A 24,949-nucleotide genomic window follows, 5' to 3' on the forward strand; every position below is an offset into this window, starting at 1 on the left:
GTCGGAGGAGTGACCTCCTTGCCGACGGGGCACAATTTGCTAATAAAGACAGCCTGATATTTGACCAATTAACGCCATACACCTCCCCCTTTAGGCTATTTGGGGCCGGGTGTTCGGTTGGCCTCGCTGGTGTCGGTGTGTTGCAATTACCCTCGCCCGCGGGAAGTCTCTGGTGTCTCGTCTGTCACACTCGTGGAGAGGCTTCCCACCGCGCGCACATACGGCGAGAGGTTCGAAAGCCTGTGAGGACCAAAGACCCCCGGAGTGACCAGCGCCCGAGGACTGGAGTTCCGGCTGAGCGCGAGCCTGGCGAGGGCAGCCGCTTCCGGTTAAGGAACTGGCGTGTGCGGTCCCGCCTCGTCGCCCTGATCCTGGTCCCCACTCTGGCGGCGCTCCTGCTCGGCGGCCTCCGCGTGCTCACCTCGGTCAGCACGGCCTCCGACTACCAGCAGGTCAACGACCTCGCACGGCTCGTCGACTCCGTGGCCGTGCTCACCCACGAGCTTCAGTCAGAACGGGACCGGGCGGCGTGGAACGCCTCCATCGGCCGGACGGACAAGTCCACCGCGACCGTGACCACCCAGATCGCCAAGGTCGACCAGGCGGCGACGTCCGTCAGGCAGCTCGCCACCGGTCTGCGGTCCAAGGTCGAAGGGCGCGCCGGCGACGAGATCGAGCACATCATCGGCAAGCTCGACAGCCTCGACCCGCTCCGCGCCCAGGCCGTGCGGGGCAGCCTGCTGCCGGGCGCGGTGATGACCCAGTACACCCTCGTCATCGACGACCTTCTGGCGCTGCAGGACGAGCTGGCCAAGGGCACGCAGGACGACCAGCTGGCCGCGATGTCGGTCACCCTGGCCGCCCTCGCCAAGGCCAAGGAGAACCTCTCCGTCCAGCGGGGCCTGCTGACGACCGTCCTGCCGGTCCACCGGTTCGACCAGACGCAGCTGCAGGACTTCCTCGGTGCGGTGTCCGCCGAGAACAGCGAGCTGAACGCCTTCCGCAAGAGCGCGACGACGCAGGAGCGTGCTGACTTCGACAACACGGTCACCGGTAACAAGGTCGACCAGGCCGAGTTCCTCCGCACCCTCGTGCTCGACCGGGCCAACGCCGGTTTCCCGCTCGACAACCTCGACTACACCACCAAGGACGAGACCCGCGAGTGGTACGACGCCGTGTCGGACCCCATCAACCGCATGCGGACCGTCGAGACCAAGCTGACCGCCTCCATCGTCGCCAGGAGCGCGACGCTGGGCGACGACGAGCAGCAGCGCGCGGTCATCGTCGGTGTCGCCGTGGCCGCGCTGCTGATCGCGGTCCTGCTCTTCACCACGGGCGTCGCGCGGTCGCTCGTCGGCCCCCTGCGCCGACTGCGCAGGGAGGCCCTGGAGATCGCCGGACGGCGTCTGCCGGACATGGTCCAGAAGCTGCGTGAGGCCGGTGAGGCGAGCGAGGCCCCGGCCATCGCCCCGATCGGCGTGGTCAACCGCGACGAGATCGGTGAAGTCGCCCGGGCCTTCGACGAGGTCCACCGCGAAGCCGTGAGGCTGGCCGGTGACGAGGCCCGTCTGCGCAGCAACGTCAACTCGATGTTCGTCAACCTGTCGCGCCGCACGCAGACTCTGGTCGAGCGGCAGCTCTCGCTGATCGACGGCCTGGAGCAGGGCGAGCAGGACGAACAGCGGCTCGGCAACCTCTTCAAGCTCGACCACCTGGCGACGCGCATGCGGCGCAACAGTGAGAACCTCCTGGTCCTCGCCGGTCAGGAACCCGCACGGCGCTGGGGCCAGCCTGTCCCCGTCGTCGACGTGGTCCGCGCCTCGTTGTCCGAGGTCGAAAACTACGAGCGGGTCGACATCCAGGTGCAGTCCGGCGTGGCCGTGGTCGGACAGTCCGTCAACGACGTCGTCCACCTCGTGGCCGAGCTGGTCGAGAACGCGATCGCCTTCTCGTCGGGCGAGACCAAGGTCACCGTATCGAGCAACCTCATCGACGGCGGCGGCCTGATCATCTCGGTCAGCGACGTGGGCATCGGGATGTCGGCCGAGGAACTGGTCCAGGTGAACCACCGGCTCGCCAACCCGCCGGTCGTGGACGTCTCGGTCTCCCGCAGAATGGGCCTGTTCGTGGTCGGCCGGCTGGCGCTGCGTCACGGCATCCGGGTGCAGATGCGCTCGCAGGAGTCCGGCGGTCTCACCGCCATGGTCCTGCTGCCCGAGTCGTTGCTCGCCAGCGCGGGCCCCGCGTACCCGGGAATGCCCCAGCCCGAGCTGACCAGCCCGATGCCCGCCCTCGGCGGCACCGGCGGCACCGGTCAGTTCGGCGCCCCATCGTTCGGCGCGCCGGCGCTCGCCAGCCCCACCCCGTTCGAGGCGATGCCGCGGACGCCGGTGTTCGGAGCCGACGAGCCCAGCGCGGCCAGGAGCGGCGGCCCCGAGCGAGGGCCGTTCGAGACCTTCGCCCACGACCCGTTCGACCCGGCTCCGTTCCAGCGCGACCAGAAGGACGCGCTCCCGCGCGACCCCTTCGACCCCGCTCCGTTCCAGCGTGGTCCGGAGCCGGATCCCTTCTCGCGCAACCCGCTCGATTCCGGTGCATTCGACCGGGGCTCATTCGAGCCGAACACCTTCGGGCAGGCCAGGATCGGCGAGGCTCCCGTCGACACGCCGTGGCCGGGGCACCTGCCCTCGCCGGGAAGTCAGTCGTGGCCGGGACAGAAGCAGCAGAACGGCGGCTGGCCGGGACGGTCCGGCCGAGGCCCCTACGAGGGCGACATCGACAACACGGGTCCGCTGCCGGTGGTGCGGAACTCGCCAATGGAGGCGGAGGAGGAGTTCTTGCCGATCTTCGCGGCTGTCGAGTCCGACTGGTTCAAGAAGGTCGACCCGCAGGTCGAGAAGACGGACTCCGACGAACAGGCGGAGACCAAGGCGTGGTCGTCGCCGGCCGACGTCGGTTGGCAGGCGGCCAAGGCGGCCAGCGAGCCGGCGCTCGGAGGGGTGACCGCTTCGGGACTGCCCAAGCGCGTGCCCAAGGCGAACCTGGTGCCCGGCTCGGCCACCGGCTCCGCTCCCGAGGCCGCCGCGGCTCCCGTGGCCTCCCCGCCGCCCACGCTCTCGCCCGATCGGGTGCGGAGCAGGCTCTCCAGCTTCCAGCAGGGAGTCCGGCAGGCGCGGGCGGCCGCCAAGGAAGACGCGAACGAGGAAATGGGCTACCCCGGGGCGGTGCCACTGGGCGAGAACGGTGCCCACGGCACTGAGAAGGAGGACCGATGAGGGAAATGAGCCAGGCCGCGCGCGGCATCAACTGGTTGATCACCGATTTCGTCAACAACGTGCCCGGAGTGGCGCACACCGTCGTGGTGTCGGCGGACGGGCTGCCCCTGGCGTACTCCGACGGGTTTCCGAAGGACCGCGCGGATCAGCTGGCCGCGGTGTCCGCCGGATTGATCAGTTTGACCCAGGGAGCCTCCCGGGTCTTCGAAGGCGGCCCGGTGACCCAGACGGTCGTCGAGATGCAGCGGGGCCTACTGTTGATCATGTCGATCAGTGACGGCTCTTGTCTCGCGGTGCTGGCGTCGGCCGACTCCGATATGGGTTTGGTGGCCTATCAGATGACGTTGCTGGTCGAGCGTGCTGGACAGGTGCTGACGCCGGCGGTTCGCGCCGAGCTTCAGGCGTCTCATCCGCGGTGACGAGAAGTTCGAAGCAGTCGAGCCTAGGGCGGAAGACGGCCTGACAGCGAGGCGGCCAGGGGGGTCAGGGAGTTCCCGAGCGAACAGGTCAGGAGGACGTTGTGGCAGGCGGCGGCTGGAGCAATGAGCCATATCCGCCGGTGGACGACGCCCACCGGTACTACGGCGGCACGAACCCGGTTCCATCGGCTCCGCCCCCCGCACCGGAGCGCAGTTCGCTGGTGCGCCCATACGCGGTGACCGGGGGGCGGACGGCCCCCCGCCTCCAGCTCGCCATGGAGGCCCTCGTGTCCTCCGCCACGTCGATTCACCAGGATCTGTCCATCCTCACTCCGGAGCGTCAGGCGATCAGCACGCTCTGCCGTCAGGTGCGGTCGGTGGCGGAGATCTCCGCCCTGCTACGGATGCCGCTGGGTGTGGTGCGTGTGGTGGTCGGGGACATGGCGGCGGAAGGGCTGGTGCACGTGCACCAGCCGCAGCTGGACGCGGGTAAGCCGGATCTGAACTTGCTGGAAAGGGTGCTCAGTGGACTTCGCAGGCTCTAGTCGGGGGCTGACCTCGACGAAGATCGTCGTTGCGGGTGGTTTCGGTGTCGGCAAGACGACGTTCGTCGGAGCGGTGTCGGAAATCGTCCCCCTGACGACCGAGGCGGTGATGACGGACGCCTCCGCGGGCATCGACGATGTCGGACTGACGCCGCACAAGACCACGACGACGGTGGCGATGGACTTCGGCCGCGTGTCGCTGGACCAGGATTTGATCCTTTACTTGTTCGGAACCCCTGGTCAGCACCGATTCTGGTTCATGTGGGACGACCTGGTCCGTGGGGCGATCGGCGCCGTGGTGCTGGTGGACACGCGGCGGCTCGCCGACAGCTTCCCCGCGGTCGACTACTTCGAAGAGGCCCGGTTGCCGTTCGTCGTGGGCCTCAACGGCTTCGGCGGTCATTACCCGCACAGTGAGAACGAGGTGCGCGAGGCGCTCACGCTGTCGTCGCACATCCCGGTCGTCCGGACCGACGCCCGCGACCGGGACTCGGTGAAGGGCACGCTCATCACGCTCGTAGAGCACGCGCTGACCATGCGGGTGGCCGTCCCCGACGCGAACCGCGCGTAATCGTCACCCGAACCGTCACCCGAACCGTCACCCGACGTCCGGGCCGAGGGAGCCCGCGCCCGGGCACGACGTCTCCGCTCACCTCCGGGGGTGTCCAGGTAGGGGCGATCTTGTCCGCTATTGTTCCCGCATGACAAGCCTCCGAGGCCCGCTTCCGGGCGCTCCCGCCGCCGGGACCCCGCCGCGGGAGAGCGCGGACGGCCCATCACTTGACGGGTCGCGTCGGCGCCGCCTGAGAGCGGCCGTCGTGTGGCTGCCCGCCCTCGCCGCCCTTGCGATCGGTGGGTGGGGGATCACCGTTCCCTCCCTGTGGCGAGACGAGTCCGTGAGCGCGGTCGTCGCTCGTTCGCCGTTGTCGTACATGCGGCAGTTGATGGGAGAGATCGACGCCGTCCACGCCCTTTACTACCTGCTTCTGCGACCGTTCGCCGCCTTCGGGGGATCCGAGTTCCTGCTACGCCTTCCTTCGCTGATCGCGTTCGTCGCCACCGCGTACGGGATCGCGGTGCTGGGCCGCAGGCTCGTCGGACCGATGGCCGGGTTGTACGGCGGCCTCCTCTACGCGCTGCTGCCCATGGCGAGCCGGTACGCCCAGGAGGTCAGGAGTTACGCGATCGTCAGCTTCGTCGCCGTTTTGGCGACATGGCTGCTGCTCAACGCGTTGGACAGTCCTTCGAGGTGGCGGTATGTCGCATATGCGGCGAGCGTTGCCGTGCTCGGATGGTTCCACCTCTATGCTCTGCTGCTGGTCGGCGTCCATGCTGTCGCCGTATGGACGGCCCGGCCCCGTCGAATCCTGCCGTGGGTCCTGGCCGTCGCGGGGGCAGGGATCATTCTCTTGCCACTCGTGGCCGTGGCCTCAGGTCAGCGCGATACGCAGTTGTTCTGGCTTCATCCGCCGGGTTTCGAGGACCTGACCGCGTTCCTGGAGGAGATCGCCGGAAACGCCGCGGCGGCTGTGGTCCTGTTGGCGCTGGCGGCTTGTGGTGTCTGGTGGTCCCGCCGGACCCCGATCGTGGCCCTATGGGCGTTCGCTCCGATTCTGGCGTCATTCCTGATTTCGCAGGTGTATCCGGTCTACGACCCGCGCTATGTGCTGTTCGTGGTCCCTGCGATCGCGCTGCTCGCAGGGATCGGCGTGCATGCGGTCACCACGTCGCTCCGTGGACACATCGCCGTCCCGATCATCGCTTTCGCGCTGGTCGGGGCGTTGACCTTCAGCGCTCACGTGGCGATCAGGCAACCGGCGAGCCGCCCGGACGACCTGCGGTCACTGTCCGCGGTGCTGGGTGCGGAGCAGCGGCCAGGTGACGGCGTCCTGTACGTCCCGCAGCGGTACCGCTTGTTCGTGAGCGTGTACGGGGAGCCCTTCCAGAAACTGACCGATCTGACGAACGCGCCCGGGACATACGAGCCGCGAACGGCTGCTCAGCTCACGGCGGCGGCCGCAGGCCTGGATCGAGTGTGGCTGGTCGCGCCCCCTGTCACGCCGAGGAACATCGGGGACCCGCGTTTCGTCGAGCTCCGCCGCACCTTCAATCTGGTGTCGTCCAGATCGTTCGGCTATACCCGTCTGGCCCTTTACGTCAGAAAAGGCCGCTGATTCCGGAGGCATGCTCCTGCTCGTGGCTGGTCGCCGCCGTCGCGATTTTCTCTCCGTTGAGGCCTCGTCAGACCGTGCCGGTCCCCGTCCCGGGCGGTCCCGGCCGACGATGTGATCGCGACGGCTCGGGCGCGCAGGCCGTCCGGACGGATAGGCTGGGGGACGCGACGCATAGTCCACCGACCGTTCACTTGCTTCGAGGCTGGCCAATCACGTGTTCGAGACCCTTTCCGACCGGCTGACTTCGGTCTTCTCCTCTCTTCGGTCCAAAGGCAGGCTTTCCGACGCCGACATCGACGCGACCTGCCGCGAGATTCGCATCGCGCTGCTCGAGGCGGACGTCTCACTGGCGGTCGTCAAGGACTTCGTGGCGCGGATCAAGGAACGGGCGCGCGGAGCCGAGGTCTCCCAGGCGCTGAACCCCGCCCAGCAGGTCGTGAAGATCGTCAACGACGAGCTGATCGAGATCCTCGGTGGCGAGACGCGGCGGCTCCGCTACGCCAAGACGCCGCCGACCGTCATCATGCTGGCCGGCCTCCAGGGCTCAGGTAAGACGACGCTCGCGGGAAAGCTGGCCAAGTGGCTGCGAGACCAGGGGCACGCGCCGCTGCTCGTCGCGTGTGACCTTCAGCGTCCCAACGCGGTCCAGCAGTTGTCGGTCGTGGCCGAGCGCGCGGAGGTCGCCGTCTACGCCCCCGAGCCGGGCAACGGCGTGGGCGACCCGGTCGCGGTCGCCCGGCAGTCGATCGACCACGCGCGGCGCCAGCAGCATGACGTGGTCATCGTCGACACCGCCGGCCGGCTGGGCATCGACCAGGAGCTGATGAAGCAGGCCGCAGACATCCGCGACGCGATCAGCCCCGACGAGGTGCTGTTCGTGGTCGACGCGATGATCGGCCAGGACGCCGTCAGCACCGCCCAGGCGTTCATGGACGGGGTCGGCTTCGACGGCGTCGTCCTCACCAAGCTCGACGGCGACGCCCGCGGCGGCGCCGCCCTGTCCGTCCGGCACGTCACCGGCCGCCCGATCATGTTCGCGTCGACGGGTGAGAAGCTCGCCGACTTCGACGCGTTCCACCCGGACCGCATGGCGGGCCGGATCCTCGACATGGGTGACATCCTCACCCTGATCGAGCAGGCGCAGAAGACGTTCGACGAAGAGCAGGCCGCCAAGATGGCGGAGAAGCTCGTCGCCGGGGACGGCTTCACGCTCGACGACTTCCTCGAGCAGATGATGATGGTCCGCAAGATGGGCCCCATCAAGAACCTCCTCGGCATGATGCCCGGCATGGGGCAGATGCGGGACCAGCTCAACCAGGTCGACGACCGCGATCTCGACCGCATCGCCGCGATCATCCGCTCGATGACCCCGGGTGAGCGCCAGGAGCCGAAGCTCATCAACGGCTCGCGCCGCGCCCGCATCGCGAAGGGCTCCGGCGTGAGCGTCACCGAGGTGAGCGGCCTCGTCGTCCGCTTCTTCGAAGCGCAGAAGATGATGAAGCGGATGAGCCAGGGCATGGGCATTCCGGGCCTTCCCGGGGGTCGCAACAAGGCGCAGAAGGCGCAGAAGGCCAAGAAGGGCCGTCGCGTGAGCGGTGACCCGCGCAAGGCCGGTCAGCCCAAGTCCGGAGCGGGAGCCGGAGCCGGGGCGGAGGAGACGGCTCAGCCTCGGGGCGGGGCGCTCGGCAACCTGCAGCTTCCGCCCGGGTTCGACCCGTCCAAGTTCAAGCTGCCCGGTCAGTAAGCGGGGGTCCGGCGGCGGTTCCGGCCGCCGGCCCGCACAACGATCACGAATTCGTCGACGTCACATCGGCGACGATTGGCCGAGCACCCGCATGCGTCTGGCAGAATGTCTAGCTGGAACATCGTGACCAGGCGGGTGCCCTCTCACCCCCGCCGGTCGCGTCTGTCCCTCGGGCGGGCTCCCATCGTGCCCCACTCGATGAGACACCGCTCACCCACGCTCTAATGCAGGAGAGACCACACCCGTGGCAGTCAAGATCAAGCTCAAGCGGCTCGGCATGATCCGCAACCCGCAGTACCGCATCGTCGTCGCCGACAGCCGCACCAAGCGTGACGGCCGTGCGATCGAGGAGATCGGTCTGTACCACCCGAAGGAGAACCCCTCGCGCATCGAGGTGAACTCCGACCGGGCGCAGTACTGGCTGGGCGTCGGCGCGCAGCCGACCGAGCCGGTCCTCAAGCTCTTCAAGCTGACCGGCGACTGGCAGAAGTTCAAGGGCGAGCCCGCTCCGGCGCCGCTCCTGGTCGCCGAGCCGAAGGCCGACCGCCACGCCGCCTACGAGGCGGCGGCGAAGGAGACGCTGGCCAGCGACGCCGGCGCCGCCACCACGCCGAAGAAGGCGAAGAAGCCGGCCAAGTCCGAAGAGACCGCTGAGGCGCCCGCCGCCACCGAGGAGAAGCCGGAAGGCGGGTCCTGAGGTGCTCGAGGAAGCCCTCGAGCATCTGGTGAAGGGCATCGTCGAACATCCCGACGAAGTCCAGGTCCGAGCCCGGCGCATCCGCACCGGGCGCGTCCTCGAGGTTCGGGTACATCCCGAGGACCTCGGCAAGGTCATCGGCCGCGGGGGCCGTACGGCCAAGGCGCTGCGCACCGTGGTGACAGCGCTGGCCGACGGCAAGTACGTCCGGGTCGACCTGGTCGATCTGGACGAGGCCCGCTGAGTAGAACCGCACGGCCGGGGGACCCTCACACGAGGGTCCCCCGGCTCGTTTCCGGGGGCGTGACGACGTCGCGGCCGGGGTTCCACAGACGTTCGGAGGAAGGCGACAAGTGCAGCTAGTCGTGGGCAGGATCGGCCGGCCCCACGGAGTGCGGGGCGAGGTCACGATCGAGGTGCGCACCGACGACCCCGACCTGCGGTTCGCCCCCGGTACGGCTCTCGCCACCGATCCTCCGGGCCGCGGGCCGCTCGTCGTCGAGCGGGCTCGCTGGAACGCGGGCATCCTGCTGCTTGCCGTCGCCGGCGTGCACGACAGGGACGCCGCCGAGTCGCTGCGCGGGACGTTGCTGGTGGTCGACTCGGCCGACATCCCCGCGCTGGATGATCCGGACGAGTTCCACGACCACGAACTGGTCGGCCTCTCCGTGATCACGGCCGGCGGGGAGGGCGTGGGGGAGGTCGCCGAGGTCCTCCATCATGGACAGGACCTGCTGGTGGTGCGCCGCCCGGGCGGGGACGAGGTATACGTGCCGTTCGTCAAGGCGCTCGTGCCCGAGATCGACCTCGAGAAGGGCCTGCTCGTCGTGGACGCCCCGCCGGGCCTGCTGGACCTCGGCGAGACGGAGTAGGAGGCCGGGACCGTGCGCGTCGACATCATCTCGATCTTCCCGGAGTACTTCGCACCGCTTGACGTGTCGCTCATGGGCAAGGCCCGCGAGCGCGGCATCCTGGACATCCGGCTCCACCAGCTCCGTGACTGGACCCGAGACGTCCACAAGACCGTCGACGACACTCCGTACGGCGGCGGCCCCGGCATGGTGATGAAGCCGGAGATCTGGGGCGAGGCGATCGACACCGTGGTCGAGCGGGGCCGGTCGGAGGGCGACACGTCCGCCCTGCCGCGGATGATCGTGCCGACGCCGAGCGGCCGGCCGTTCACCCAGGAAGTGGCCCTGGACTACGCCAGGGAGCCCTGGCTGCTGTTCGCCCCCGCCCGATACGAGGGCATCGACTCCCGCGTCATGGCCGAGTACGGCTCCCGCCTGCGCGTCGACGAGGTGAGCATCGGCGACTATGTTCTGGCGGGGGGAGAGGCGGCCGTGCTCGTCATCGTCGAGGCCGTCGGCCGCCTGCTGCCGGGGGTCCTGGGCAACGCGTGCTCGGTCGCGGACGACTCCTTCGCCCCCGGGGCGATGGCCAACCTGTTAGAAGGCCCCGTCTACACCAAGCCGCCCGTGTGGCGCGGCCACGAGGTCCCGGAGATCCTTCTGTCGGGCCACCACGGCAAGATCGCCCGGTGGCGCCGCGACGAGGCGTTCCGCCGGACCCTGGCCAAGCGGCCGGAACTCATCGCGAGACTCGACCCCGAGGCCCTGGACAAGCACGACAGGCGGGTTCTGGATGAGCTGGAACGTAAGGCTTCCGGCGACGCGTTTCGCGCGGGGCCGGAAGATATGGCAAACTGAGTCGCTGCTGCCGATTTTCGTTGTGGCGGTGTGATCCGGGCGCGGCCCGGTCCACAATCAGTACGCAGTAAGTCAGACGTATCAAGCCAAGCGTGCGCGTCCCCCTCGCTGCCGACCCTTCCGGATCGGCCGGGCGGACCTCCGCGCGCCCATGTCAAGAGGAACCGCTGCCATGCACACGCAGATCCAGGAGCTCGAGAAGGCCGCTCTCCGGAGCGACGTACCGGCGTTCCGCCCCGGTGACACGCTGGAGGTCCACGTCCGCGTCGTCGAGGGCAACCGGTCCCGTATCCAGGTGTTCAAGGGATTCGTCCTGCGCCGCCAGGGCGGTGGCGCCCGTGAGACGTTCACCGTGCGCAAGGTGAGCTACGGCGTCGGCGTCGAGCGCACCTTCCCCGTGCACAGCCCGGTGATCGAGAAGATCACCGTGGTCACCCGCGGTGACGTCCGCAGGGCGAAGCTGTACTACATGCGCGACCTGCGCGGCAAGGCCGCCCGCATCCGCGAGAAGCGCGAAGCGCTCCCCGCCAAGTAGACCAGGCGATGACGATGGCCCGTGCCCGGTGGCGCGGGCCATTTTCTTTTTGCCGGTGAAGCCGAGTCCCCCGGCGGTGACTGCCAGGGACATCATTTAGGCTCAGCAGCATTGACTAACGAGGGGCGGGGGTTCGAAGTGCACCTGCCTGCCGAGGACGGGGTGGACGTGGTCGCGGAAGACACCCAGCAGGCCGCCAAGGGCGGCGAGGGGAAGAAGGGCTCTTTCTGGCGGGAATTGCCCGTTCTGGTCGTGGTCGCGCTACTCCTCGCGCTGCTCATCAAGTCGTTCGTGGTGCAGGCCTTCTACATCCCGTCCGAATCGATGGAGGACACCCTGCTCAAGAACGACAGGGTGCTCGTCAACAAGCTCGTCTACCACGTGCGCGACATCGAGCGCGGCGACGTCGTGGTCTTCAGCGGCGTGGACTCCTGGGATCCCGAGATCCAGCTGGAGGAGCCGACGAACCCGGTGGCGGCGTTCTTCCGCTGGGTCGGCACGGCGTTCGGCGTCGTCCCCGGTGAGAAGGACTACATCAAGCGGGTGATCGGCGTCCCCGGGGACAAGGTCAAGTGCTGCGACGCCAAGGGCCGCGTCACGGTGAACGGGACCCCGATCGACGAGCAGGGCTACCTCTACCCGGGCGACCAGCCCTCCCAGAGCGACTTCGAGGTGACGGTGCCCCCGGACCGGCTCTGGGTGATGGGCGACCACCGGTCGGTCTCCCTCGACTCCCGGTCGCACGTCGGCGACCCGGGCGGAGGGACCATCCCCATCGACAAGGTGATCGGGCGGGCATTCGTGATCGTCTGGCCGTTCGACCGCGCGAAGATCCTGCCGATCCCCGACACCTTCTCCCAGCCCGCTCTCCAGACCGCGGTCAGCGCCGCCCCGCTGGCCGCCGGATTCGTCGGAGCGGTGCCGCTCGTCCTGCTGCGCCGTCGCATGACCAGGCGATAGCCGGCGCGTCATGGCCGAAGAGAAGGATCCTCCGGCCGCGAAACGCTCAGGAACGCTTGAGACGATCCTGTTCCTGCTGGGCGGTGTCGCCGTGGCCGTGCTCGTCCACATGTTCGCGCTGCAGTCGTTCTACATCCCGTCCGAGTCCATGGAGAACACCCTCCTCGTCAACGACCGCGTGCTGGTGAACAAGCTCGCCTACCGCTTCGGCGACGTGGAACGCGGCGACATCGTCGTCTTCAAGGGCTGGACGGGTGAGGACACCATCAAGCGGGTGATCGCGAAGGGCGGGGACACCGTCCGGTGCTGCGACGCGCGTAACCGGATCACGGTCAACGGCACCCCGCTCGACGAGCAGGGCGGCTACGTGTACCCCGGCGCCTCTCCCTCGGACCGGCCCTTCGATGTCACGGTGCCCGAGGGCCGCCTCTGGCTGATGGGTGATCATCGTGACGACTCCCAGGACTCCCGGGCGTTCATCCGGGACGGCCACCAAGGGACGATCTCGGAGGGCGATGTGATCGGCCGGGCCTTCGTCCTGTACTGGCCGTTGTCCCGAGGGACGTTGCTGTCCCCTCCCGAGACTTTCGCGGCGATTCACTGAGCCGACCTGCCGCTGCTCCGATCGAGTGTGCTCTGGCCGTACCGTGAGGCCCGAATGGAGCGTAATCTGCTTGTCGTCATGACAGCTGCGTATCGCCCGCGTCCCAGTGTCGTACGGCGGGATTCGGGACTCTACGGCTACGAGCGTGCTCTCGCCCGACGAGGGTTCACGCCGGTCGCCGGGGTGGACGAGGCCGGGCGTGGGGCCTGCGCCGGGCCGCTGGTGGTCGCCGCCGTGGTGCTGGGCCGGGAGATCGACGGCCTGACCGACTCCAAACTCGTGGCGGAGCCGACACGCGAACGCCTGTACGATCAAGTGCTCGCCTCGGCCAAGGCCGTGAGCGTCGTGGTGATACCTCCGGAGGAGATCGACTCACGCGGCCTGCACAAGTGCAACATCGCCGGAATGCGCAGGGCGGTGGCCGGTCTGGAGATCGACCTCGGGTACGTGCTGATCGACGGTTTCCCCGTCCCCGGCCTTCCCGCCCCGTCGCTCGCGGTGTGGAAGGGCGATCAGGTCGCGGCCTGTGTGGCTGCGGCGTCGATCGTGGCCAAGGTGACCAGGGATCGCATGATGCACGCTCTGGACGGCGTCCACCCGGAGTACGGCTTCGCTGAGCACAAGGGGTACGTCACCCCCGCTCATCGGCGGGCTTTGGGCGTACACGGACCGACCCCGCATCATCGGTTCTCGTTCGTGACGGTGGCGAGGGTGACTCGTGGCTCGCCGCTCCGGGATGCGAGCCCATGGGCCAGGCAGGATGGGGACATGCGCGAGAATGAGGTAGGGGCCGGTGTCGTCTGAAAGGGCGATCTCGACGGGGAGTGGAAGAGGAGGACCGGGATGAGCGCGGAGGATCTCGAGAAATACGAGACCGAGATGGAGTTGCAGCTCTACCGGGAGTACCGCGACGTGGTCGGGCTGTTCACCTATGTCGTGGAGACCGAGCGGCGCTTCTACCTGACCAACTCCGTTGATCTCGACGTCCGAACGGCTGAGAACGGGGATGTCTTCTTCGACGTGAAGATGCAGGACGCCTGGGTCTGGGACATGTACCGCCCGGCCAGGTTCGTCAAGAACGTCCGGGTCGTCACCTTCAAGGACGTCAACGTCGAAGAGCTGGCCAAACCCGATCTGGAGATGCCCAAGGAGGGCTTCTCCAACTGACGTCCCCGCTCGGGCCGGTTTTCCACAGAGCGGGGTTCGGCGGCTTCCGGCCGCGGCCGTTCGCCGCAGACTTCCGTCATGCGTCGTGCTTCATCCGCCGGCTCCCTGAGCGTCCTTGATCCGCCGACCTTTTGTGCCGCCGCGGCTCTGGTCCTGGTGACGGTCGGGCTGGTGGCCTTCTCGGCGGTGCCGGCGGCCGCCGACGCCGACCCGTCCGCCTGGCGCTGGCCGGTGGCGGGCGGGCGAACGGTGATCAGGCATTTCGATCCGCCCGCTCAGCCCTGGCTCGCCGGGCACCGGGGGATCGACGTCGCGGCGCTGCCGGGCGACGAGGTCCGTGCGGCCGGGGCCGGGACGGTCGGATTCGCCGGTTCGGTGGGCGGCAGGGGCGCCGTCACGATCGTCCACCCGGGCGGCCTGCGGACCACCTACCTGCCGATCCAGCCCACGGTGCGGCCGGGCCACGTCGTCGTGGCGGGCCAGGTGATCGGCGTCCTGGATGGCGGGCCAGGTCACTGCCGGGTGGCATGCCTGCACTGGGGGCTGCTGCGGGGGAACATCTACCTCGATCCGCTCGTCCTTTTCGGCTCCGGCCGGGTGCGTCTGTTGCCGAGATGGGGTGAGGACCCGCCCTTCCGGCCCGCTCTTCGAGCCTGGGGACATGCGGGCCCGAGCGACGCTCAGCGGCCGCGGCCGACGTCCCCGTCGGCAGCATGGCCGGTCTCGTCTCCGTCGGCAGCGCCGCCGGGCTTGCCAGGCCGCCGTGTGGGGGTTGCGAGGATGTCGGCGGTGTCGGATCTGCGAGATTCTGATGTCCTGCCGACTGTCCTGCCGACTGTCCTGCCGACTGTCCTGCCGACTGTGCTGCCGGCCGGAGCGGTGGTCGCCCTCCTGACCGGACTCCTGGCCATGCGCCGAGCCCTGCGCCGTCGGAGGGCCGGACCGCAGGGGCGAGTCAGGCCCGGGGGTGCGCCTGGCGGTAGGCGGTCCTGAGCCGCTCGATCGAGACGTGGGTGTAGACCTGGGTCGTGGCCAGAGAGGCGTGGCCGAGCATCTCCTGGACACTGCGCAGGTCGGCGCCGCCTTCCAGCATGTGCGTCGCGGCCGTGTGACGGAGGCCGTGCGGTCCCATGTCCGTGCTCTCGGCCCGGTTCAGGCGGGCGTGCACCACACGCCGGACGGTGCCCTGGTCGATGCGGCCTCCTCTGACGCCGAGGAACAGAGCCGGGCCGGTTCCTTCACGGATCCACAGCGGGCGTCCCCGGACGCACCAGGCGTCCAGGGCGTGGAGCGCCGGGAGTCCGAACGGCACCGTGCGCTCCTTGCGTCCCTTGCCCATCACCCGCAGGGTCGTGCGCTCCCGGTCGACGTCGTCGACGTCGAGGCCGCACAACTCGCTCACGCGGACGCCCGTGGCGTACAGCACCTCCATGATCGCCCGATCGCGCAGGTCCTTGGGGTCGCCCGGCCCGTCGAGGGCGAGCACGGCCTCGGCCTCGGCCTGGTCGAGGACAGCCGGCAACGACCGGGTCGACTTCGCGGTGCCCAGGAGCAGCCCGGGATCGGCGGCCAGCCAGCCGCGCCGATGGCAGAACGCCGTGAAGACCCGGGCACAGGCGGTGCGGCGGGCGAGCGTCGCGCGGGAACGGCCCGCCTGATGCTGGTCGCCGAGCCATTCCCGCAGGGCGGCGACGTCCAGGGTGCCGAGAGTGTCATGAGCGGTGGCACGGAGGTGGCCGAGAAGCGATGTGACGTCACCGATGTACGCCCGCACCGTGTGCGGCGAAAGGTCCCTCTCCAGGCGCAGATGACGCTCGAACAGGGTCAGGACGGCCTCCGCCGTCTCGCCTGTGCCGTGGACCACGATGTCGCCGGTCATGCCCTCCATGCTAACGACCGTGATCTCCCCGGCCGCGGAGATCGTCCTGCCGCCGCAGGCGCCATCCGCGGTCGACCGGCTCGACGAAACCGGCCGCCGCGAGGCCGCCGAGGCAGCCGATCGCCGTGGTGAGGTCGACTCCGGCCTCGACGGCGATCACGGCGGTGCCCGCGCCTCCGCGCGCGGGCACGGCCTCGAGCACACGCAGGGTCTCGTCGTTCAGCCCGTCGCGGGGGCGGGCGGGCCCGCGGCGCTCCGGCGCGAGGTCGTCGCCCAGCGAGCCGACGAGATCGATCACCTCGTCGGCCGAGGTCACGCACACCGCCTTGCCTGAACGGATCAACATGTGGCATCCCTCGGACGTCTCGGCCGTGATCGGCCCGGGCACGGCCATCAGGTGCCTGTTCAGCCCGGCCGCGTGGGTCGCGGTGTTGAGCGCGCCGCTGCGCAGGGCCGCCTGCACGACGACCGTGCCGCGCGACAGCGCGGCGATCACCCGGTTCCTGACCAGGAAACGCGGCCGCGTCGGATGGGCGCCGGGCGGCCACTCGCTGACGACCACCCCCTGGAAGCGGATCACCCGGAAGAGGTCCTCGTGGGCGCGGGGATAGCACTGGTCGACCCCGCAGGCCAGCGTGGCCACCGTGGGTGAGCCGCCCCCGAGGGCACCGCGATGCGCCGCCGCGTCGATGCCGTAGGCGCCGCCGCTCACGACCGTCCACCCGCGGGCGCTGAGCTCCGACGCGAGCTGGGCGGCCACCTGGACGCCATAGGGCGTCGCGGCCCTCGCGCCGACGATCGCCACCGATCGGAGGCAGGCGAAGCGCAGGTTCGCCCGGCCGTCCGCCCACAGTCCGAAGGGCCGGGCATCACCGAGATCGTCGAGCTGGGTCGGCCACTCGGAATCGCCGGGAACGATCAGCCGGGCTCCGCCCTCCCGTCCCGTGGCCAGATCGGCATGCGGGTCGGCGTAGCGGGCGGCCCAGGCCGCGACCATTCGCGTCAGATCCGATCGCCGCCCCGATCGGTCGGCTATCTCGGCCTCCTTCGCGGCGAAATCCGAATCCAGCGATCCTCGGCGTACCTGCTCCAGGGCTCGCCGTGGCCCGCACCAGGCGATCAGGCGGCCCATGACCGCATCGCCCGCCTCGGCCATCCGCATGAGCGCGACCCTGGCCGTGCGCTCGTCCTCCGGCGTCCCGGCGCCGGGTGTCGTCTCCATCACTCCGCCCCCAGCCACATGCCCAGCGCCGCCGACGTCTCGGCTTCACCGGGAAGGTCCTTGCCCTCGAGGTCGGCGAGCGTCCATGCGACGCGGAGGATCCGGTCCAGCCCGCGGGTGCTGAGCGTGCCGGTGTCGAGCCCGCGATGCAGGGGCGCGAGCGCGCCGCCCGGCAGCCGGAACTCGTGGTGCAGCGCCGCGGACGACACCTCCGCGTTGGTCTGCCACGGAGTGCCCGCCAGACGTTTGGCGGCACGCTCACGGGCGAGGAGCACCCGCTCGGCCACTTCGGCGCTGGACTCGGCGAACCTGCGATCGGCGAGCAGTTCGGCCCGGGTCGCCCGCCCGACCCGGATCTTCACGTCGACGCGGTCCAGCAGGGGGCCGGACAGCCGGGCGAGGTAGCGCCGTCGCATGGCCGGCGTGCAGTCACACGCCCTCTCCGGCGAGCCGTTCCGCCCGCACGGGCAGGGATTGGCGGCCAGCACCAGCATGAAACGAGCGGGGAAGGTGACCGTGTTCATCGCCCGGGAGATCGTCACCGTGCCTGATTCGAGGGGCTGCCGGAGCGAGTCGAGCACGCCGGAGCCGAATTCGGGGGCTTCATCGAGAAACAACACTCCGCGATGAGAGAGCGACACGGCGCCGGGCCGTATCAGGCCGCCCGCGCCGCCGCCGACGACGGCCGCCACGGTCGCCGTGTGGTGCGGCGCCATGAAGGGGGGCCGGGTGAGCAGCGGGCGGCCACGGGGGAGGGTGCCCGCGACCGAGTGGATGGCGGTGACCTCCAAGGCGTGATCCCGGCTGAGCGCCGGCAGGAGCGTCGGCAGCCGTTCCGCGAGCATCGTCTTGCCGGTGCCCGCCGGACCGAGCATCCACAGGTTGTGCCCTCCCGCCGCGCACACCTCCAGAGCCTTGCGGCCCATCGGCTGGCCCGCGACGTCACGCAGGTCGACCTCCGGTGCGCCGGAGGGCGTCCCGCCGTGTACGCCGGTCTGGATGGTCCCGCCGGCCCTTCCAGACCTTCCGCGAGCCGTTCCGCGGGCCCCTCCACCGGACATCTCGGGACCGCCGCCCGCGTGCGGATCGCCGTCGTCCAGGGTGGCGGCGTCGGCGACGACCGTCAGCCTGTGGAGGTCGCCTGAGCGCAGCCAGCCCACCAGTTCGGACAGGGTGGCGACCGGTACCACCGTCAGGCCGGGCACCAGGGACGCCTCGGCCGCGTTGAGCGAGGGCACCACGACGGTGCGCGCTCCGGCCTCCACCGCGGCCAGCACGGCGGGCAGCACGCCTCTGACCGGCCGCACGCGGCCGTCAAGTCCGAGCTCGCCGAGGAACACCGGCTCGGCGACCCGCTGAGCCGGTACGGCGCCGGCCGCGCCGAGCACCGCGATCGCGATGGCCAAATCGAAGATCGAGCCCCGCTTCGGGAGGCTCGCCGGGAACAGGCTGACCGTCACCCGCGCGTCGGGCCATTTGAACCGGCTGTTGATCAACGCGGAGCGGACCCGCCCGCGAGACTCGCTGATCGCGGTGTCCAGGAGCCCGATGAAGTGCGTGCCGACCGTTCCGGGACCCACGTCGGCCTCGACCTCGATGATGTGCCCGGCGACGCCCACCAGGGCGACGCACCGCGTCTTCGCCACGGTCATGTCAGATCACCCCGCGTTCGTGACGGAGGGAGAAGTCGCCCGCGAACCGCTCCAGGGCGATCACGTCGACCCGCACCGTGTCGAACCGCTCCGCCTGGGTCGCCAGCCACAGCCGCGCCAGCGAACGGAGCCGCATGAGCTTGTCGTGGGTCACCGCCTCGAAGGCCGTGCCGTGGCGCCGGCTCGAACGGGTCTTCACCTCGACGACGACCATCGCGTTCCCGTCCCGTGCGACGATGTCGATCTCTCCCTCGGGGCAGCGCCAATTGCGCGCGAGGACGCTCATGCCCCGCGCCACCAGAAAGTCCGCGGCGAGCTGTTCGCCGTACCTGCCCAGCTGATCTTTCGCGGCCAATGGGACCACCTCCGGCCCCAGACCTTCCTGCAGGAAGCCCAGGCCGAGACGAACCGAAACGGATTCTGTGGATACGGGTCTCCGTCCACAGGCGTGTATCTCGGTACGGACGCCGGAAGGGGCGGCCCATGTCCTGCCCTTCACCGATCCCGGCACCATGTGGGGCGTGGACGGACATGCGGCTGTGGACGGATCTGGCTGTGGACAGATCTGTGGGTAACCGGGGAACGCTGTGGACGACGCCGGGGATCTTGTGGATGTCGAGGGAGGAGAGGTGCCTGTGATCACGAGCTTGATCAGGCAACTGGGGGAGGACGTCGGGGTCGTCCTCCCGGAGGTGCGGGTGACCGGCGACGATCCCGTGTTCGCCTCCGTCTTCCGCGTCGACACGGCCGCGGCCGCCTCCGTCGGCGCCGCGACCGCGGCCGTGGCCGCCTACTGGAAGCGACGCGGAGGCGCTCCAGCCGTCGATCCCGATGTGAGTGTGGACGTCCGGCACGCGGCGGCGGCCTTCCAGAGTGAGCGCCATTTCCGGATGGACGGGAAGCCGGCCGTCCTCTGGGCGCCCCTGTCCGGGGACTACCGGACCTCGGACGGCTGGATCAAGCTGCACTGCAACTTCGACCATCATCGCGACGCCGCCCTCCGTGCGCTGGGTCTCGCCGCCGGCGCGGTAAGGGACGACGTCGCCGCCGCCTGCGCCGGCCGTACCGGCATCGACATCGAGGAGGCCGTGACCCGCGAAGGCGGATGCGGGGCCACGATGCGGACCAGACGGGAATGGCTCGCCCATCCACAGGGGCGGGCGGTCGCGGAACTGCCGCTCGTCGGGCTGTCGCGCCTGACCGTGTCGGCCGCGCCCGCCCCTGGTGAGGGGGGCGAAGCGGCCGCCGGCGGGCCGCCGGAACCGGTGCACGGGCCGCGACCGCTGAGCGGCGTGCGGGTCCTCGATCTGACCAGGGTGATCGCGGGACCGGTGGCCGCCCGCTTTCTCGCCGCCCACGGAGCCGAGGTCCTGCGCGTGGGCGCCGCCCATCTCCCCGAGGTGCCGGGGCTGGTCGTGGAGACGGCGTTCGGCAAGAGGTCGTGCCACATCGACCTCACATCGGAGCCCGAAGTCCTGCGGGACCTCGTCAGGCGGGCCGACGTGGTGATCCAGGCCTATCGGCCCGGGGCCTTACGGGAAAGGGGGTTCGGCCCGGAGGATCTCGCCGCCCTCCGGCCGGGGATCGTCTGCGTGGACGTCTCCGCGTACGGCTCCCGCGGCCCCTGGGCGAGCAGGCGGGGCTTCGACAGCCTGGTGCAGATGGTCTCCGGCATCGCTCACGAGAACGGGGACGGCTCCCGCCCCGTGCCGCTTCCCGCGCAGGCACTCGATCACGCGACCGGATTCCTCGCCGCCTTCGGCGCCGTCGCCGGGCTGCTGCGCCGTACGGACGAGGGCGGCTCCTGGCTTGCGGAGGTCGCGCTGGCGAGGACCGCGGCGTGGCTCGACGGCCTGGGGCGCTCCGCCGGTGACGCCCCCGAGCCTCGGGTGGACGACCTCCTGGCCGGCGTGGACAGCGCGTTCGGCGCCCTCACGTACGTGAGGCCGCCGGGACGGATTCAGGGCGCCGAGCCGTACTGGGCGAGCGCTCCTCCCGTGCCCGGTGGGCATCACGCCGGATGGGAGACAACCACAGGCACGGGATGACGAGCAGCGAGGCCGCGGTGCACACCCACAGGGCGGGCCGGATGCCGAGCGACTCGCCGAGCACGCCGCCGAGGAGCCCGCCCAGGGCCATCACACCCTGGACGGCGAACTGGGTCGTGGCGTTCACCCGGCCGAGCAGGCCGTCGGGGGCCTCGCGCATCGTGGTGGCGCCCGCGCAGACGCTGTAGCTCACGACGGCCACCCCGGTGATCACCTCGGAGAGGCCGAGCTGGCCGATCACGAGCCAGACCGGGCCGTGGGCGGCCGCCGTGCCGACGAATGCCACCGGGAAGAACAGCACGGAGCCGAGCAGCACCCGGCTCTCGCCGTACCGGCGGGTCAGGCGGGGGGCGAGGAAGGCGCCCAGCAGGCCGCCGACGCCGAAACCGGTCGCCGCGATGCCGACCAGGCTGCCGGGAAGGCCGAGGACGCGAACGGCGAAGACCACGTAGAGCGCGAGTTGGGCGGCACCGAGGGCGTTGACGGTCATGCCGGTGAGGCTGAGCGTCCGCAGCACCGGATGCCTGATCAGGATGCGCAGGCCCTCGGCGATCTCACGGCCGAGCCCGGGCCCGCGGGTGCCGGCCTCGCGCTCAGGCGTACGGATGGCCCGCAGGCACAGGGCGGACGTCAGGAAGGACAATCCGTTGACCACGATCGCGACGGGGGCGGTGAGCAGGGCGACGAGCAACCCGGCGAGGCCCGGGCCTCCGATCTGGGCCACCGAGAAGACGGACTGGAAGCCGGCGAGCGCCGCCGTCCGCTGCGGCTCCGCGACCACGGTGGCCAGATGGGGCGTGTTGAACGTGCGGAAGATCACTGTGCATACGCCGACGACGAAGGCGGCCGTGATCAGCCAGGTAATGGTCAGCAGTCCGGCCAGCCACGCCACGGGGACCGAGAGCATGACGAGGCCGGAGACCGCCTCGCAGGCCGTCATCACCGGCCTGCGCCGGCCCACCCGGTCGGCCAGCGCCCCCGACGGCAGGCCGACCAGCAGGTAGGGGAAGGTCGAGGCGGCCGTGAGCAGGCCCATCTGGATGGGGGAGGCGTGGAGCGCGGTGGCCGCGGTCAGCGGCAGCGCGAGTCGGGTGACCTCGCTGCCGGTCTCGGAGACGGCACGGGCGGACCAGAGGAGCCGGAAGTCCCGCTGGCGCCGGAGGGGGATCAGGCAGTCGTGAAGCATCTCCTTCATAGTTATGAAACTAATACTTCGTAACTGTGAAGGCAATACTTCATTTTTTGCCGAGGGGTGCCGCGGAGTAGCGTGTGCGGCATGACCACCTCGAAGACGGAGGATTACCGGCAGGTCACCGATGTCGGCGTCCTCCGTGCGCTGGCGCATCCCGCGCGGCTGGCCATCCTGTCCCGGCTCCAGACGGAGGGGCCCGCGACGGCCACAGAATGCGCGCAGGTGACGGGGTTGTCTCCGAGCGCGTGCAGCTACCACCTGCGCACGCTGGCGAAGCACGGGCTCGTCGAGGATGCGCCGCCAAGGGGCGACGGCAGGGAGCGGGTGTGGCGGGCCCTGCAACGGGGGTGGGGATTCGCCTCCGAGGACGAGGGCTCCCCGGAACTGCTCGAGGCGCAGAACGCGGTGATCGAGACGGTTCTGACCGACGCGGCCCAGCGGTTGAACGCCTACCTCGCGCAGTCGCACCGGGAGTCGCGTGAATGGCGGATGGCCACCTGGCTGACCCATGCCACCCTCCTCGTCGACGCCGAGGAGTTGAGGGCCCTCGCGGAGCGGATCAGCGAGCTGATCGTCCCGTATCGGGCCACGGAACGTACGGCGGAGGACGCGCCGACGGGGGCCCGCCTGGCGGAGTTCCAGCTCCGGCTCTTTCCTCAGGCGCCACGTGGCGCCGGCGTACCGGCCTCCGCTCCCGCAGGTGCCGCTCCCGTAGGATCCGTGTCAGCCGGTTCCGTGGAGTCAGGTTCCGCGTCGGCCGGTTCTGTGGGGCCGGGCTCTGAGCGGCCCGGGTCTGAGGGGCCTGACGGTTCTGAGGGAGCTGGCGGTTTCGCGGATCCGGTTGCCTGAGGCCGGTTTCGAGGGCCTGGTTCGGGCGCTGGTTTCTGGGCGGGCGACACACCGGACGGTCATCGAGGCCACCGATCGCGCATAGGTCGGTGACGGCGTGAGCCGCACGGTCACGTCGCCGGTCATCGGCGGGGACGGATCCGGGTAGACTGTACGACGGCCTGCGCTAGCGGGCCGAATTCACACGCCCATTCACGAGCCGTCACCTCGGTCCGGACCTTGTCCGGCGGAGACGGCCCGGGGCGTCAGGGTGCGAGCCACGTGGCTCGTGCGACCAACCGAGACCGTGCCCCTGGGCACACGACCATGGAGGGACCACACCATGGCCCCTGTCGTCACCATGCGACAGCTGCTCGAGAGCGGCGTTCACTTCGGCCACCAGACTCGCCGGTGGAACCCGAAGATGAAGCGCTTCATCTTCACCGAGCGCAACGGCATCTACATCATCGACCTGCAGAAGTCGCTGTCCTTCATCGACCGCGCCTACGACTTCGTGAAGGAGACCGTCGCCCACGGCGGTTCCATCATGTTCATCGGCACGAAGAAGCAGGCCCAGGAGTCCATCTCCGAGCAGGCGTCTCGCGTCGGCATGCCGTACGTGAACCAGCGCTGGCTGGGCGGCATGCTCACCAACTTCTCGACGGTCCACAAGAGGCTCCAGCGTCTGAAGGAGCTCGAGGAGCTCGACTTCGAGAACGTGGCCGCGTCCGGGCTCACCAAGAAGGAGCTCCTGATGCGCCGCCGCGAGAAGGAGAAGCTCGAGCGCACCCTCGGCGGTATCCGTGACATGGCTCGCGTTCCGAGCGCGATCTGGATCGTGGACACCAAGAAGGAGCACATCGCGATCAACGAGGCCAAGAAGCTTGGCATCCCGGTCGTCGCGATCCTCGACACCAACTGCGACCCTGACGAGGTCGACTACCCGATCCCGGGCAACGACGACGCGATCCGCGCCGTCAGCCTCCTCACCCGCGTGATCGCCGACGCCGTGGCCGACGGTCTGATGACCCGCGCCGGCGCCGGTCGCGGCGAGGAGAAGCCCGCCGGCACCACCGACGCGGAGCCGCTCGCCGAGTGGGAGCGTGAGCTGCTCGAGGGCTCCGCCGCCGAGGCTCCGGCCGAGGCCCCCGCTGACGAGTCCGCTCCGGCTGAGACCCCGGCCGAGGCTCCGGCTGAGGAATCCGCTCCCGCCGAGGCCGCCGCCGAGGAGGCCGCGCCCGAGGCTCCGGCTGAGGCTCCGGCCGCGGACGCCACCGAAGAGCAGGCCTAAGCTCAGCGCCCGTACGGAGTGCCGTGCGGATCTCAAGCTCGACCGTGGTGGGCGTGCGCGCCCGGCGCCCACCACGAGACATCTGACTCACCCGGGTTCCCGAAGAGGAAATAGGACAATGGCTTCCGTGAACATGGCCGACGTCAAGCGGCTTCGTGAGCTGACCGCCGCCGGCATGATGGACTGCAAGAAGGCCCTCGAGGAGTCCGACGGCGACTTCGACAAGGCCGTCGACTTCCTGCGCCTCAAGGGCGCCAAGGACGTCGGCAAGCGGGAGGCCCGTACCGCCTCCAACGGCCTCGTCGCCGTCAAGCACGAGGGCGAGTCGCTCGCGGCCCTGCTCGAGCTCAACTGCGAGACCGACTTCGTCGCGAAGGGCGAGCGCTTCCAGCAGCTCGCGGCCGGCATCGTCGCGCACATCGTGGCGACCAAGCCCGCCGACGTGCCGGCCCTGCTCGAGTCCGACCTGGACGGCAAGTCCGTCAAGGAGCACCTGGACGAGGCCAACGCCGCTCTGGGCGAGAAGATCGAGATCCGCCGGTTCTCGGTGCTGGAGGGTGGCTTCATCACCTCCTACATGCACAAGACCGACCCTCAGCTTCCGCCGGCCGTGGGCGTGCTCGTCCAGCTCGACCAGGACAACGCCGCGGTCGCCAAGGACATCGCCCAGCACGCCGCCGCGATGGCGCCGAAGTACCTCAGCCCGGCCGAGGTGCCCGCCGACGTCGTCGAGAAGGAGCGGTCGCTCTTCGAGCAGATGACTCGCGAGGAGGGCAAGCCGGAGGCCGCCGTCGCCAAGATCGCCGATGGTCGTCTCAACGGCTGGTTCAAGGACTTCACGCTGCTGGAGCAGACGTTCGTGAAGGACAACAAGAAGACGGTCGCGAAGGTCGCCACCGAGGCGGGCGTGAAGGTTCTTGCCTTCACCCGCTTCAAGGTCGGCCAGGCTTAGGCTTACAGCCAGGAGCCCGTTGACGCGTAGACATATCGAGGAGGCCGCCGCCGTGC

Annotated in this window: 25 protein-coding genes; 20 read left to right on the top strand and 5 right to left on the bottom strand. The window is 69.8% G+C overall.

Annotated elements, in window-relative coordinates; all coding sequences use genetic code 11:
• Positions 1-344: 344 nt before the first annotated feature.
• The 16 genes from Pka01_RS37120 to Pka01_RS37195 all read left to right on the top strand — a co-directional run bounded on the left by Pka01_RS37120 (position 345) and on the right by Pka01_RS37195 (position 14,822).
• A complete protein-coding gene (locus Pka01_RS37120) occupies positions 345-3,275 on the top strand; it encodes a sensor histidine kinase (protein ID WP_239116030.1) in 2,931 nt (976 codons plus the stop codon).
• Complete coding sequence (locus Pka01_RS37125) at positions 3,272-3,694, top strand: roadblock/LC7 domain-containing protein (RefSeq protein ID WP_275414539.1); 423 nt, start codon at positions 3,272-3,274, stop codon at positions 3,692-3,694. The genes Pka01_RS37120 and Pka01_RS37125 overlap by 4 nt, the downstream gene beginning before the upstream one ends.
• Positions 3,695-3,795: 101 nt before the next feature.
• Positions 3,796-4,239, top strand: coding sequence for a DUF742 domain-containing protein (locus tag Pka01_RS37130; protein WP_373318234.1), 444 nt, complete (start codon positions 3,796-3,798; stop codon positions 4,237-4,239).
• Positions 4,240-4,246: 7 nt separating this feature from the next.
• Positions 4,247-4,810, top strand: a complete 564-nt coding sequence (locus Pka01_RS37135) for a GTP-binding protein (protein WP_203887739.1) — start codon at positions 4,247-4,249, stop codon at positions 4,808-4,810.
• Positions 4,811-4,940: 130 nt separating this feature from the next.
• A complete protein-coding gene (locus Pka01_RS37140) occupies positions 4,941-6,413 on the top strand; it encodes a glycosyltransferase family 39 protein (RefSeq protein WP_203887683.1) in 1,473 nt (490 codons plus the stop codon).
• 214 nt (positions 6,414-6,627) lie between these two features.
• Positions 6,628-8,157, top strand: a complete 1,530-nt coding sequence (gene ffh, locus Pka01_RS37145) for a signal recognition particle protein (protein WP_203887684.1) — start codon at positions 6,628-6,630, stop codon at positions 8,155-8,157.
• A 244-nt stretch (positions 8,158-8,401) separates the two neighbouring features.
• Entirely contained in the window at positions 8,402-8,854 is a 453-nt protein-coding gene (gene rpsP, locus Pka01_RS37150; RefSeq protein ID WP_203887685.1) for a 30S ribosomal protein S16, read from the top strand.
• 1 nt (position 8,855) lies between these two features.
• Complete coding sequence (locus Pka01_RS37155) at positions 8,856-9,098, top strand: RNA-binding protein (RefSeq protein ID WP_203887686.1); 243 nt, start codon at positions 8,856-8,858, stop codon at positions 9,096-9,098.
• Positions 9,099-9,207: 109 nt separating this feature from the next.
• Entirely contained in the window at positions 9,208-9,726 is a 519-nt protein-coding gene (gene rimM, locus Pka01_RS37160) for a ribosome maturation factor RimM (RefSeq protein ID WP_203887687.1), read from the top strand.
• Between the two features lie 12 nt (positions 9,727-9,738).
• Positions 9,739-10,563 (top strand): tRNA (guanosine(37)-N1)-methyltransferase TrmD, encoded by an 825-nt coding sequence (trmD, locus tag Pka01_RS37165; protein WP_203887688.1) that lies wholly within the window; start codon positions 9,739-9,741, stop codon positions 10,561-10,563.
• A gap of 172 nt (positions 10,564-10,735) precedes the next feature.
• On the top strand, positions 10,736-11,098 hold the full coding sequence (rplS, locus tag Pka01_RS37170) for a 50S ribosomal protein L19 (RefSeq protein WP_203887689.1): 363 nt from the start codon (positions 10,736-10,738) through the stop codon (positions 11,096-11,098).
• Positions 11,099-11,209: 111 nt separating this feature from the next.
• Complete coding sequence (gene lepB / locus Pka01_RS37175) at positions 11,210-12,058, top strand: signal peptidase I (protein WP_373318235.1); 849 nt, start codon at positions 11,210-11,212, stop codon at positions 12,056-12,058.
• A gap of 10 nt (positions 12,059-12,068) precedes the next feature.
• Positions 12,069-12,662, top strand: coding sequence for a signal peptidase I (gene lepB, locus Pka01_RS37180; protein WP_203887690.1), 594 nt, complete (start codon positions 12,069-12,071; stop codon positions 12,660-12,662).
• A 78-nt stretch (positions 12,663-12,740) separates the two neighbouring features.
• Positions 12,741-13,466, top strand: a complete 726-nt coding sequence (locus Pka01_RS37185) for a ribonuclease HII (protein ID WP_203887691.1) — start codon at positions 12,741-12,743, stop codon at positions 13,464-13,466.
• Positions 13,467-13,505: 39 nt separating this feature from the next.
• Positions 13,506-13,829, top strand: coding sequence for a DUF2469 domain-containing protein (locus Pka01_RS37190; protein WP_012888569.1), 324 nt, complete (start codon positions 13,506-13,508; stop codon positions 13,827-13,829).
• Positions 13,830-13,907: 78 nt separating this feature from the next.
• Entirely contained in the window at positions 13,908-14,822 is a 915-nt protein-coding gene (locus Pka01_RS37195; RefSeq protein WP_239116032.1) for a murein hydrolase activator EnvC family protein, read from the top strand.
• Here Pka01_RS37195 and Pka01_RS37200 read toward each other — a convergent pair.
• Genes Pka01_RS37200 through Pka01_RS37215 form a run of 4 tightly spaced genes read right to left on the bottom strand, consistent with a single transcriptional unit; the run spans position 14,785 to position 18,937 of the window.
• A complete protein-coding gene (locus tag Pka01_RS37200; protein ID WP_239116034.1) occupies positions 14,785-15,708 on the bottom strand; it encodes a tyrosine recombinase XerC in 924 nt (307 codons plus the stop codon). The two genes, Pka01_RS37195 and Pka01_RS37200, sit on opposite strands and share 38 nt — an antisense overlap.
• 10 nt (positions 15,709-15,718) lie before the next feature.
• Positions 15,719-16,930: a DNA-processing protein DprA gene (dprA, locus tag Pka01_RS37205; RefSeq protein WP_239116036.1), complete on the bottom strand. Its 1,212-nt coding sequence runs from the start codon at positions 16,928-16,930 to the stop codon at positions 15,719-15,721.
• Positions 16,930-18,582 carry a YifB family Mg chelatase-like AAA ATPase gene (locus Pka01_RS37210; RefSeq protein WP_203887693.1) on the bottom strand — a complete coding sequence of 551 codons (1,653 nt, stop codon included), beginning with the start codon at positions 18,580-18,582 and terminating at the stop codon, positions 16,930-16,932. The genes dprA and Pka01_RS37210 overlap by 1 nt, the downstream gene beginning before the upstream one ends.
• Position 18,583: 1 nt before the next feature.
• Positions 18,584-18,937 (bottom strand): YraN family protein, encoded by a 354-nt coding sequence (locus Pka01_RS37215; RefSeq protein ID WP_239116057.1) that lies wholly within the window; start codon positions 18,935-18,937, stop codon positions 18,584-18,586.
• Positions 18,938-19,217: 280 nt separating this feature from the next.
• On the opposite strand from Pka01_RS37215, the gene Pka01_RS37220 reads away from it, so the two are divergent.
• Positions 19,218-20,630: a CoA transferase gene (locus Pka01_RS37220; protein WP_203887695.1), complete on the top strand. Its 1,413-nt coding sequence runs from the start codon at positions 19,218-19,220 to the stop codon at positions 20,628-20,630.
• On the opposite strand, the gene Pka01_RS37225 is transcribed toward Pka01_RS37220, so the two are convergent.
• Positions 20,515-21,825, bottom strand: coding sequence for an MFS transporter (locus tag Pka01_RS37225; protein WP_239116060.1), 1,311 nt, complete (start codon positions 21,823-21,825; stop codon positions 20,515-20,517). The two genes, Pka01_RS37220 and Pka01_RS37225, sit on opposite strands and share 116 nt — an antisense overlap.
• A gap of 81 nt (positions 21,826-21,906) precedes the next feature.
• Between Pka01_RS37225 and Pka01_RS37230 the strand changes: the two genes are divergently transcribed.
• From Pka01_RS37230 to tsf, 3 genes are all read left to right on the top strand, one after another.
• Complete coding sequence (locus tag Pka01_RS37230) at positions 21,907-22,671, top strand: helix-turn-helix domain-containing protein (RefSeq protein ID WP_203887696.1); 765 nt, start codon at positions 21,907-21,909, stop codon at positions 22,669-22,671.
• A gap of 322 nt (positions 22,672-22,993) precedes the next feature.
• Positions 22,994-23,941 carry a 30S ribosomal protein S2 gene (gene rpsB, locus Pka01_RS37235; RefSeq protein WP_203887697.1) on the top strand — a complete coding sequence of 316 codons (948 nt, stop codon included), beginning with the start codon at positions 22,994-22,996 and terminating at the stop codon, positions 23,939-23,941.
• Positions 23,942-24,059: 118 nt separating this feature from the next.
• Complete coding sequence (gene tsf / locus Pka01_RS37240) at positions 24,060-24,893, top strand: translation elongation factor Ts (protein ID WP_203887698.1); 834 nt, start codon at positions 24,060-24,062, stop codon at positions 24,891-24,893.
• Positions 24,894-24,949: the final 56 nt, after the last annotated feature.

The sequence above is a fragment of the Planotetraspora kaengkrachanensis genome (assembly GCF_016862895.1).
Lineage (GTDB): Bacteria > Actinomycetota > Actinomycetes > Streptosporangiales > Streptosporangiaceae > Planotetraspora > Planotetraspora kaengkrachanensis.